Genomic DNA, 11,193 nt, shown 5'->3' on the forward strand with positions numbered 1-11,193 from the left:
ACCTTTGATATGCTATACTGTACACAATGAATTTAAAAGAGCGTATTTCGCTAAAGAGTATAACTTTCGCGAAGTGGGGCGGCCCAACGGTGAACGCTAGAGAGCCGCGGCCCACTTCGCGAAAAGGTTATTTAGCGGAAATACGCACATAGATAAATAGGGACTACTTAAGTAGTCCCTATTTTTTTTGTATTTCTAGGTATTGTCTTAGCATGAATTTTACTTGTTTTGTAAAGTCTCTTTCACTTTCTTTTGCTAGTTCTGTTATTTTGTCGTGAAGGTCTTTTTCGAATATAATTGTTTTTTTTATTTTTTCATCCATATTTTTCCCTCCAGTCTTGTAATATCTTACAAAATCTGATTTTATAAGTCAAAAGCGCTTGACTGATAAAATCAGATTTTATATTATATTCTTAGTCAGATATTATCTGATAAAATATTTTTTAATAGGTGGTGAAAATGGATGCGTATTGTGGGTATAGAAGAAAGAACAGGAGAGTTTGAGGGCCGTTCATATCGGTTTTTTAATCTGCATTGTTTGAGTGATGATGATCGAATGATTGGTCAACGGGTCGAACGTGTAAAGGTGCCCGGTGCGGTGTTCGATGCTTGGGAAAAACAGTGTGGCTGTCCTCGAGATGGTCTTTTGTCTGTGGATGTTGATTTTAACTATGATCGTTGGAATCGTGTCAAGTCTATCGTAGAACTTTAATCGTAGGGAGGCGGGGAGAGTGAAAAAGCGTATTTTTTCCTTTTTCCCCGCTTTTTTGAAGGGTGATTTCAATGAAATGTCTTTTGACTATTTTAAAGCACTTTTTTTGGGTTTTCGGCGTTCTTTCCCTCGTATTCTTTCTATGGTTGTTCTTCTGGCCTGTTGCATGAATTTTAATCCGGCCTATGCTGAGTTTAGTACTACTGATTCTAGTAATTTGAGTAGTATTCGTACCAATATTCAGAACATTTGGAATCGTATTAATACTAATTTTAATTATTCGTTGCAAAATATCTCGAATCAATTGGCTACTATTAGTACTGTTCTTGGTGGTATTAATACTAATCTTCTGAATACTGTCGGTTGGAATTTGGGCTTAATCGGCGATAAACAGGATGTTTTGAATGATCTGACTCGTGATATTTCTGCTAGGCTTCAATCTATTGATACTAAAATCGATACTTTGATTCAGAATCAGGAAACACAGATACAGAATCAGGAAACACAGATACACAATCAGGAAATTCAGATACAGAATCAGGATCGTCTATATGACTATCTTTATGAGCCTCAGTATGGCGTCTTAAGTCAAAAGTTCACTTTGTCGACTAAGTATTTTAATTTTTCTAATTATTCTGATCAACCTGACTATACTGGGTGGCAGCTAACGCCGGTTGCGTCTGATTCTCCTTTTTTCTCGTCCTTTGATGCTAATTTGTATTCTATTACTTTTGCATCAAAGCCGTATGGAACTGAACAGATTAATACTCCTGTTTTATTGAAGGGTAGTCAATATATTATATCTTTTTCTTTCCCTTCTTCTTCTGCTGGTGTTTTTGATTTCTTCGCATATCATAATGTTCGGCAGCCTATATCTAATTTCAATGCTGAGACTGTCTACAATGCCGCTGTATCTGATTTCGGATATTTGACTACTATTTCTTTTACTTTTGAGGCTCCTTATACTGCTCCTTTTTCTGCTGTTAAGTTTTCTTTTAGTGAGCCTGTACCTCTACAAGCTGGCGGGTATTTAATGGTTTCTATTTCTCCTGTGCCTGATCAGGTCTATTTGGAGGATTCTTTCGGCGGTTCTGTTAATTCGTCTCAGTCTGAGGCTACTGATCAGGTTCAGTCTAGTGTTTCTCAGTTAGATGATTTCGATTCTCAAATATTTCAGAATGTCGCTGATTATACTGCTCAGTTGGATTTTGGTCTTGGGAATTGGGCTGATGCTGCTGCTGGTATTACATATATCGGTTCCATATTTTTGATGATTTGGAACAATTCTCCTACTCAAGTAGTTGTACTTTCTTTAATGATTGGTCTTTGTGTTTTGCTTTTGGGGCGTGGCGCTCGAGTGGCCGGAGCTGTCCGGCGTTCCCATCGAGATGATGATGGGGGTGGTGGATAGTGCTTGAGTTTTTCTCTAGTATAGCGGATGCTATCTTCACTGTATTTCAGCTCCTTTTAAATATGGTTCAAGGGCTTGTTCAATTCTTTTTGATGATACCTCAGTTCTTGACCTATTTAACTACTGTTTTTGCGTATGTTCCTGCTCCTTTGGTAGTTTTTCTTTCCATGGGTGTAACGATATCTGTCATACTACTGATTGTTGGGAGGAACTGAAAATGGAAAATCCACTTCTTTTTGGATGGTTGCCGCAGTTCGTCCAGAGTTTTTTTGGTTTCCTTAAGGGGTGGCAGCTTGTCGAAGGTGTATCAATGTTCGGTTTTTTGTTGGGTCTGTGTCTTTTGATCGTGGTGATTAGGTCACTACTGTTGAAGGGGTGAATTTATGTACTATGATTACCGGGATGAATTTAATCAGTTAATAGACCTTTTAACCGATGTTCGTGCAGATTTTCGTACTTTTATGAATACGTTTGATTCTTTCGTTTCTTTGCTGACTGGTTGGTGGGAAAAATTAATTGGATTCCTTCCTCAGGCTCTTTGGTTTTTGGTCTTGTTGGTTGGTACGGGTCTTGTGTTGAAACTTTTCTTTCCGAGGTGGCGCGATGTATGATCTTTTTAATCAAGTCATGGCTGGATTTTCTCCAGATGACTCCTTGGTATATACCTGCGGCTTTTTGCTTTTTTTGGTTCTTGTTGGGGTATTCTTTCGCTTCCTTTATTCGCTCGTTAAACCGTATTAAGTGGGGTGTTTGGCGATGCCTGAGGGCTTTACGGAGGCTGTCAACTGGATTTTTTCCGCGCTTTTGACGGCTACTAATTCTCTTTTTTCTATCTGGCTTTTTCAGTTGTTCCTTTCACTGGGCGTTTTGTGCTTGGTGTGGAAAATATACAATCTGCTTCGTTAGGAGGTAATTTTAAAATGGAAGGAGAACCTACTGCTATGACTGCTTTTTTAACTGATCTAACTGCTGCTTTTACCGAGATTTTGTCTTGTGTGACTGAGGCTGCTACTACTATTGTTGGTAGTCCTTTTCTGCTTTTCACCGTCATTTTCCTGTTCGCCGGCGGTGTAATCGGTATTATGGGTCGTATCCTTTCTCGCAATTAACTTTTTCATTAGTGCCGGCCGGTGTTGGTTCCGGCCGGCACTCTCTTTTGAGGTATTGAAAATGTATGATCTTCTTTTGATTCCTTTTCAGTTTTTGATTTCTTTTTGGTCTATGGATTTTTTTAAATTGATGTGGATGGTTCTTTTTTGGATTTTTATTCTTTCTCTTATCCGGAGGATTGTCCGTGGTGACTTTTCTTTTTCTTTGTGATTGGTGATTTTTTATGTTTATGGTCGCAATTTCAATTCTCTTTTTTATTGTTGCTTTTCAAATTTCAACTCTTCCGTTTTCGAATCCGTATACTTTGACAATGATATTCGGAAAAAAGGGTAGTGGTAAAACTACTACAATGACCAAGATTGCCCATGATGCAACGCGAAGGGGCAAGAGTGTTTTTGCAAATGTGCCTTTGCCTGGATGCTATTTGATTGATGACAAGGACATTGGATTCAAAATGCTTCCGCCGAACAGTGTTCTTCTTGTTGATGAGGTTGGTATGATTTGGGACAATCGTCATTTTAAGGATTTTAAGCCAGAAGTTCGGGATTGGTTTAAACTGCAAAGGCATTATAGAGTTAAGGTCTATTTGTTTAGTCAGACATTTGATATTGATAAAAAACTTCGTGATCTGACTGATGATATGTATTTGATTGAGAAAAAATTTCGTATTTTCGCTTATGGCAAGCGTATTTTAAAAAAGTGTGTGCTCACAGAAGCCTCAGCGGATCAGCCTTCAAGAATCGATGAAAACTTAAAATTTGATAGTATACTGTTCTTTTGGGCGGGCAGTCGTACTCTCACATTAATTCCAAGGTGGGCTAAATCTTTTGATAGCTTCGCGGCTCCGTTGCTTCCGGTCAAGCACTGGCCTCTCGATGAGCATGAGTTTCAGCCGGTACCTTATCGCGTTGTGTTTCATACTCTGGCGGCGAATTTCGCCCACGTTGTCGGTGCTGATCGTCTCGCTCGTTGGCTTTGGAAAACGAAAGATAGGGCAGATGAGGAGGTTGATCTGGCTCCTGAGGAGATTAATTTCGATGAGTTTTTCTCTCATCGTCCTGATCAGCAGGACTAAATTCTCTTTATTGGTGTTTGGCACTTAATCTTTTCTACGCGTCGCCCAAGTCTTAGGGGGCTGGGGGAACTAGTTCCCCCAGATTTAGCATTAACTAAAACTTTTGAGGGCACTTGACCTCATAACGTATATCACTCAAAAAGTGGCAGAAACCTAGGAAATAGCAGGGGGTGTGGTGCTATGGGCTACCTCCGGTTATACGAGTATGAAGCCGCTCAGGATAAGCATTTTCGTGTGATCGGATTTAAGGGATATCGTCCAATAGGTGGGGCGAGGGCTGAACCTTCTCAGCATGAGTACAAATTAGATGAGAGTCTTTGTCGTTCTCGTCGCATGATACGTGATTTGATACTTTGTAATCGTTTTGAGTATTTTTGTACTTTTACTTTTTCTGACCCTGAAATGCGGTTTGATCTTCGTGCTTGTGTGAAGTCTCTTACGAAATGGTTCAACAATTTTCTTCGTGTTTCTCCGGGGTTCCGTTATTTGGTGGTACCTGAACAGCACAAAGATGGTGCATGGCATTTTCATGGTGTCGTTCGTGGTATCCCTGCGAGTGAGTTTTCTGTTCCGAAGTATATTACTGTTCGAGATAGGATTACTCAGAAGCTTAAAGAGATACCTAATACAAAGGGGTATATACGTTGGAATCGATACAGTCGAAAATTTGGGCATTTCGATTGTAGTTTGATTAAGCACTATGAAGCTTGTGCCGCGTATGTATCAAAGTATATTACTAAATCTCTTTCAGAACTTTCTAAGTCTAAGCATCTGTATTTCTGTTCTAAAGGTTTGCAGCGGCCTCTTTTGGTTTTTGATGTTGATGATGTTCCTTTTCCTTTTCAGTCTGCACAGTATGAAGATGAATTTTGTAAAATATCTTGGGCTTCATCGGAACAGGTTGTTGGAAATGTTCTTCCTGTTTGGTTTGGGGAATGTTGTACTGATCTTCATGATCAGGATATTCCTAAGGATATGTCTAGGGAACAGATGGAAGAATACATATTTGAACCTTTGACCTTTGATATGCTATACTGTACACAATGAATTTAAAAGAGCGTATTTCGCTAAATAAAAATTTAGCGAAATATAGGGGAGCGTGAAAAGCTTTGAGCAGCTACATCGACTCGCGTAAACCAAATAAACACGGCGACTATAAAGATTGTCCTGCATTGGTTGTTGAATTTCTTTATAACAGCGAAACAATTCGTGGATTATCGCCGCGAACGGTAAACGGTTATTATATTGATCTGCGAACTTTTTTTCGTTTCTTAAAGTTACATCGTGGATTGGTTGCATCACAAACTCCATTGGACGAAATTTCAATTTCTGAAATTGATTTGACTTTTATTGAATCGATTACTACTTCTGAAATTTATGAATTCCTCCATTATGTAACCCGTGAACGCGATAACGGAGCGACCACGAGAGCCAGAAAATTATCGAGCTTAAAAGGCTTTTTTCGATATCTCTGCAATAAGAAAAAAATTTTGAAAAACAATCCAACCGATGATGTAGAAACGCCTGCAATCAGAAAAAGATTGCCTAAATATTTATCTTTGTCTGAAGGCGTGGAATTGTTAAAAAATATACAATCTGATTTTTACGAGCGAGATTATTGCATTATCACTTTGTTTCTCAATTGTGGCATGCGTTTAAGCGAACTTGTCAATATCAATATAACGGATCTTCAGGAAGATGGTACCATTCGAATCATTGGCAAAGGTGATAAAGAAAGGCTTGTCTATCTAAATAATGCTTGTAAATCTGCTTTGCATCGTCTTTGCGTAGAGCGGGCAAAAATGCTTAATTTGAAGGATGAACAAGCTCTTTTCGTTTCTAAACGGACAGGAAAGCGGCTGTCCGCTCGCAGAGTGCAGCAAATTGTAGAGAAATGTCTCGGCACTGCTGGATTGTCAGGACGTGGTTTTTCGCCCCATAAATTGCGTCATACAGCAGCGACAATGATGTATCAAGAAGGTCATGTTGATATGTTAGCGCTAAAAGAGATTCTGGGACACGCCCACGTATCTACAACCGAAATTTACACTCATCTGGGAAATGCGCAATTAAAAGAGGCGGCTCAAGCATCTCCTTTTGCCAATATTGATTTTGATCAGAACGAATCATCTAAGAAACAGAAACTCAATAAAGGGAAAAAAGGCAGCGATGAAAAATGAAATCTTCATCGCTGCCCTTTCCTTTTTTATAACAGAATTGGCGCAAATACAATTGAAAGTGCACTTTCAATCAAACAAGAAACAACTGTCAATAGCATTGATTGACCAAAAGCACGAAGCGCACAACCCAATCGGAATTTTTCATCAAGAATTTGCCCAGAAAAATGAGTTAGCAAAAGTCCAAAGGAAGCGTTAGCCGCATTTTCCGAAAGAAAAATAATTGCCCATAGTTGTAATATTTGAGGTAGAAAAAATAAAATCAATACTGCTGCCATTCCATGTAAACCATGGGTCGAATATAAATATCCGGATATACTTCCAATGGAAAAACCTTTTAGTAAAGGCACAAAAAATATAAACGGACTGCCTATACAACTGAAGCTATTGTAAATCAAAAATAAGAGTGGTAAAAGAGCCGGCCAAATCAAAGCTTTAAACAAAGGAGCAAATGATACATAGTCGTATCGCTCTAAATATTGTAATACAAAATAATTGGCGTACTCATTTTGCGAGTATCGTGCACATGCCTCCCAAACACTTCCGAGAAGAATTCCCAAAAGAGAAATACACGCCAAAATCACCGGGAGCAATTGCCCAACATCTTTCCTAATAGGAACCGGTCTGCGACGTGCACGAAGCCTTTTTCTTGTTGCCAGCATTCTTGTAATCCTCTCCTTTGCTTTTTAATGCCTTATTTTTCGTTTACGTTCCTGCAACAGTGTTGCAATATATCCACCTAGGGCCCCCGAAATAAGCAGTGTTACGCCCTTTGTTATCCATAATTCGGTAAAGGGAATGCGATATAAAGCAAAGGAGCAAACACATAGAATCACAAAAAATACCGTTGCCAAAACAGTTCCTGATAAAATTCCACCCCTGTTTATCAGCGAAAAGACCAAACTTGAGAGCAAAATTGCAATTCCAAGTAAGACCGTTGTGAAGGTCACTAATAAAGATGGTTTAATATCTATATTGCACATTGTATTTGCTATAAGCGCACAAAAACCTGCAGTCAATGCGACAGCCAATAGTGCACTAAACAAAAAACTGGGAATAAATTTAAAAACCGCACTCTCATTCCCTGTCCGGTTTCCACGTTTTTTTCTCAACATAAAAAATCCCCTCCATGCTCAACTAATAAAGTTTATGCATGGAGGGGATTTTTTTATGAAATTGTTTTTATTTTTTTGAACTGTCCTTTTTAGAAGTATCAGAAGAATTGGAGTTTCCTTCCATATTCAACTTTTCGACCTCTTGAATTGCCCAACGTTTGAAGCGCAGCTTCACGCGATCAGAACCAGTTTCTAACACAAAGGTATCCTCTTTAATGCTTTGCACATGGCCTACAACGCCGCCGATTGTAGTAACTGTATCGCCTACTTCAATCGAATTACGCATCTCAGCAGCTTTCTTTTCCTTTTTATTCTGTGGCCGAATCAAAAGAAAATACATCAAAACGACCATCAAAATAAGAGGGATAAAAGTGCCAATCAACCCCATTGATTCATCCATTGTTTGTCCTCCTCATAATACGTGACATTATAAAACAGTATATCGAAAAAGGGCCTTGTATGCAAGTCTTTTCACAAAATTTCCCGGATTAGATCCGTCGATCTAATACATCCACATAGCGACGATAAAATGCATCAAAGTTTCCTTCATCCAGTGCCTGACGAATGCGAATCATCAAATGATTATAAAAATGCAAATTGTGCATTACTGCAAGTCGCATTCCAAGCATCTCGTCCGCTTTAAAGAGATGTCTCAAATAAGCACGTGAAAAGTTTCGGCAGCACTCACAATCGCACTCAGAATCTACCGGACTCTCATCCAATTCATATTTGGCATTTTTGATATTGATAATCCCTTGCCAAGTATTTAAATGGCCGTGTCGAGCATTTCTGCTTGGCATCACACAGTCAAACAAATCTACACCGCGCCGCACAGCTTCCAGAATATTTCCTGGCGTACCTACTCCCATCAAGTAGCGAATTTTATCCTTTGGCATATGCTCTTCGACTACCGAAATGACGCGGTACATCTCTTCCTTAGGTTCTCCGACGGCCAATCCTCCAATTGCATATCCATCCAAATCCAACTCAGCGATTTCGCGCATATGCTCAATGCGAAGATCGTCGTAGCAACAGCCTTGGTTAATGCCAAATAAGAGCTGATTGGGGTTGATTGCTTGACCAGATTGTTTTAAGCGCTGCATTTCGGTCTTACACCGTTTCAACCAACGAACAGTACGATCACAAGATGCTTTTGCATAATGATATTCCGCTGGATTTTCCATGCATTCATCAAACGCCATTGCAATTGTAGAACCCAAATTCGCCTGAATCTGCATACTCTGCTCCGGGCCCATGAAAATACGCCGTCCATCCAAATGAGAAGCAAATGTAACCCCTTCTTCGGTAATTTTGCGAAGTTTGGACAGACTGAACACCTGAAATCCGCCACTATCAGTCAAAATAGGTCCATTCCAACGAGTAAAACGATGAAGTCCCCCTAGCATGGCCACTTTATCGTCTCCAGGACGAAGATGTAAATGGTAGGTATTGCAAAGCATTACCTGGCAATCATTGTTCTTTAAATCAAATGCAGATAATCCACCCTTAATTGCGCCCGCCGTCGCTACATTCATAAATGCAGGAGTCTGTACGGTTCCATGAACCGTTTCAAAGCAACCTCTGCGAGCATGATTCTCCGTTTTAATTAAGTGATACATTCCTAATTCCTCTTCCGATTGCAAAGTCAACAATACGCTTTAACTTAACAAGAAAAAACGGAGCAAGTAGTATCACTTGCTCCGACTGTGGAGGTGCCGACCAGATTTGAACTGGTGCATAACGGTTTTGCAGACCGTTGCCTTACCGCTTGGCTACGGCACCATAATATTTTGGCGCTGCAGTATTTGACCACAGCGCCATATGGAGCGGCTTACGAGGATCGAACTCGCTACCTCCACCTTGGCAAGGTGGCGCTCTACCAGATGAGCTAAAGCCGCATTTCTTGCCGCCTTCTCAAGCGGCGAGATTTATTTTAACTGATTTTTTTCGTTTTGTCAACACTTTTTCCCAATTATTTTTCCGTTTTTTTCTCTAAATTGGAAAGCAACTGTCTAAGATCTATTTTATACGTTTTATCGCAAAATTGGCAAGACACTTGGGCGATCGGGTCCTCCTTGACCATTTTTTCCAGTTCGAGCTTTCCAATGGATATCAGCGCTCGCTCTACACGTTCTTTTGTACAGTCGCATCGGTAAAAACTTTGTTGTTCATCTAAAATTTGAGGTGCAAAACCATCCAGAACCCGTTCCATAATTTCTTCCAATTGCATGCCCTGTTGCAACATATGTGTAATGCTGTCCATGCTTTGAACGTTATTCTCAAGGCGAGTAATTTCTTCCTCCGAAGCACCCGGGAGTAATTGTAGCAAATAACCCCCCGCATGCAAAATGGACAAATCCCGGTCAACCAGCACACCCAATGCACAAACGGTAGGGATCTGTTCACTCGTAGCATAATAAGAGGTAATATCTTCAGCAACTTCTCCGCTAATCAAAGGGACTTGTCCTACATAAGGTTCCTTCAGGCCCAAGTCTTTTACAACACTTAAAGTTCCATTATGTCCGATTGCTCCTCCCACATCCAGCTTTCCGTCTGGACGCAACGGCAATTCAACAATCGGATTTTGTATATATCCTTTTACTTCGCCAGAGCCATTCACTACAGCCAGCACCAATCCCGCAGGTCCGTCCCCTTTCATTCGAAGTGTGATAGAATCCGAATCCCGCTTTAATGTCGCACTCATAAGGCTCGCTGCTGTAAGTAATCTTCCCAATGCCGCAGACGTAACCGCACTCGTCTTATGAATACGTTCTGCTTCACGCACAATTTCCGTAGAATCGATTGCATAAAAAACGACCCCACCATTTTCTGAAATGGCCCGCAATAATCTCGCCATATTCATCAAATCTCCTTTTTCAATGCCGTAATCAAATAACGCTCACTGTCCGGGCGCAACGCCCCAAAATTTTCGCCATCACATACTTCTATAATTTGAAGTCCTGCCTGCTGACAAGCCATTTCAATCTCGGGCATAGTGTAATAATATTCTTGAAAAAGCTCCACTTCGCGTGTTGCAGTTTCCTTATCAATGATTTCAATTTGAATATCTGTTAAATGATTTTTTTCATCCAAATGATTGCTCCAAGTACAAAAAACATCTTCTGCTTCTAGTTCAAAAACCTGATTTCCCAACACTTGCTTATGTTTAAATGGAGTATTCATATCAAAAAGCACAATACCACCCGGCTCTACAAAAAGAGCCGCGCGTTTTAATGCTTTCGAAAACTGTGAAAAAGGCCCTATATGATTTAAGGTATCAAAAGTTGAAACGGCCGCACGTACAGTTCCATATAAATCAAGTTCCGTTAGATCTTGGCACAACAAAAGAAGGTTATGTACTCCCTTTTCTTCCGCCTTTTCACGCAAAATGCTCAACATTTCATCCGAAAGATCGACGCCGATCATGTCATATCCATCCTGCGCCAATAGAAGCGTCAAATCCCCCGTTCCACACCCTAGGTCGATGAGAATGCCATCTCGTATGTTAAAGGCATCCAGGCGCTTTTTTAAGGCGCTGTGGAGTGCGAGATAATCTGCATCTTCATTAAACGCATCATAGACGTCTGCAAAAG

Annotated in this window: 15 protein-coding genes and 2 tRNA genes; 8 read left to right on the plus strand and 9 right to left on the minus strand. The window is 40.2% G+C overall.

Annotation, left to right across the window (positions count from 1 at the left end; genetic code table 11):
- Positions 1–178: 178 nt before the first annotated feature.
- Entirely contained in the window at positions 179–322 is a 144-nt protein-coding gene (locus AB5H98_RS11170) for a hypothetical protein (protein WP_367925975.1), read from the minus strand.
- Positions 323–463: 141 nt separating this feature from the next.
- Between AB5H98_RS11170 and AB5H98_RS11175 the strand changes: the two genes are divergently transcribed.
- The 8 genes from AB5H98_RS11175 to AB5H98_RS11210 all read left to right on the plus strand — a co-directional run bounded on the left by AB5H98_RS11175 (position 464) and on the right by AB5H98_RS11210 (position 6,488).
- Positions 464–712 (plus strand): hypothetical protein, encoded by a 249-nt coding sequence (locus AB5H98_RS11175; RefSeq protein WP_367925976.1) that lies wholly within the window; start codon positions 464–466, stop codon positions 710–712.
- Positions 713–731: 19 nt separating this feature from the next.
- Positions 732–2,123 (plus strand): hypothetical protein, encoded by a 1,392-nt coding sequence (locus AB5H98_RS11180; protein WP_367925977.1) that lies wholly within the window; start codon positions 732–734, stop codon positions 2,121–2,123.
- Positions 2,124–2,340: 217 nt separating this feature from the next.
- Positions 2,341–2,502: a hypothetical protein gene (locus AB5H98_RS11185; RefSeq protein ID WP_367925978.1), complete on the plus strand. Its 162-nt coding sequence runs from the start codon at positions 2,341–2,343 to the stop codon at positions 2,500–2,502.
- A 4-nt stretch (positions 2,503–2,506) separates the two neighbouring features.
- Entirely contained in the window at positions 2,507–2,734 is a 228-nt protein-coding gene (locus AB5H98_RS11190; protein WP_367925979.1) for a hypothetical protein, read from the plus strand.
- Between the two features lie 309 nt (positions 2,735–3,043).
- Entirely contained in the window at positions 3,044–3,232 is a 189-nt protein-coding gene (locus AB5H98_RS11195; RefSeq protein WP_367925980.1) for a hypothetical protein, read from the plus strand.
- A gap of 224 nt (positions 3,233–3,456) precedes the next feature.
- Positions 3,457–4,308: a zonular occludens toxin domain-containing protein gene (locus AB5H98_RS11200; protein WP_367925981.1), complete on the plus strand. Its 852-nt coding sequence runs from the start codon at positions 3,457–3,459 to the stop codon at positions 4,306–4,308.
- Positions 4,309–4,488: 180 nt separating this feature from the next.
- A complete protein-coding gene (locus tag AB5H98_RS11205) occupies positions 4,489–5,355 on the plus strand; it encodes a hypothetical protein (protein ID WP_367925982.1) in 867 nt (288 codons plus the stop codon).
- Positions 5,356–5,417: 62 nt separating this feature from the next.
- Complete coding sequence (locus AB5H98_RS11210) at positions 5,418–6,488, plus strand: tyrosine recombinase XerC (RefSeq protein ID WP_367925983.1); 1,071 nt, start codon at positions 5,418–5,420, stop codon at positions 6,486–6,488.
- Positions 6,489–6,514: 26 nt separating this feature from the next.
- Here AB5H98_RS11210 and AB5H98_RS11215 read toward each other — a convergent pair whose 3' ends face one another.
- The 8 genes from AB5H98_RS11215 to AB5H98_RS11250 all read right to left on the minus strand — a co-directional run.
- Positions 6,515–7,147, minus strand: coding sequence for a hypothetical protein (locus tag AB5H98_RS11215; RefSeq protein ID WP_367925984.1), 633 nt, complete (start codon positions 7,145–7,147; stop codon positions 6,515–6,517).
- Positions 7,148–7,171: 24 nt separating this feature from the next.
- A complete protein-coding gene (locus AB5H98_RS11220; protein ID WP_367925985.1) occupies positions 7,172–7,600 on the minus strand; it encodes a TIGR04086 family membrane protein in 429 nt (142 codons plus the stop codon).
- A 67-nt stretch (positions 7,601–7,667) separates the two neighbouring features.
- Positions 7,668–8,000: a preprotein translocase subunit YajC gene (yajC, locus tag AB5H98_RS11225; RefSeq protein WP_367925986.1), complete on the minus strand. Its 333-nt coding sequence runs from the start codon at positions 7,998–8,000 to the stop codon at positions 7,668–7,670.
- 88 nt (positions 8,001–8,088) lie between these two features.
- Positions 8,089–9,219, minus strand: coding sequence for a tRNA guanosine(34) transglycosylase Tgt (gene tgt, locus AB5H98_RS11230; RefSeq protein WP_367925987.1), 1,131 nt, complete (start codon positions 9,217–9,219; stop codon positions 8,089–8,091).
- An 88-nt stretch (positions 9,220–9,307) separates the two neighbouring features.
- A tRNA-Cys gene (locus AB5H98_RS11235) sits at positions 9,308–9,382 on the minus strand.
- A gap of 40 nt (positions 9,383–9,422) precedes the next feature.
- Positions 9,423–9,498 (minus strand) — tRNA-Gly (locus AB5H98_RS11240).
- A gap of 74 nt (positions 9,499–9,572) precedes the next feature.
- Positions 9,573–10,457 carry an Hsp33 family molecular chaperone HslO gene (gene hslO / locus AB5H98_RS11245; RefSeq protein WP_367925988.1) on the minus strand — a complete coding sequence of 295 codons (885 nt, stop codon included), beginning with the start codon at positions 10,455–10,457 and terminating at the stop codon, positions 9,573–9,575.
- A gap of 5 nt (positions 10,458–10,462) precedes the next feature.
- Positions 10,463–11,193, minus strand: a 731-nt coding sequence (locus AB5H98_RS11250; protein ID WP_367925989.1) for a class I SAM-dependent methyltransferase, incomplete at its 5' end; no start/stop codon positions are given.

The organism is uncultured Ruthenibacterium sp., assembly GCF_963558415.1.
In the GTDB taxonomy this organism is placed as follows: Bacteria; Bacillota; Clostridia; order Oscillospirales; family Ruminococcaceae; genus Ruthenibacterium.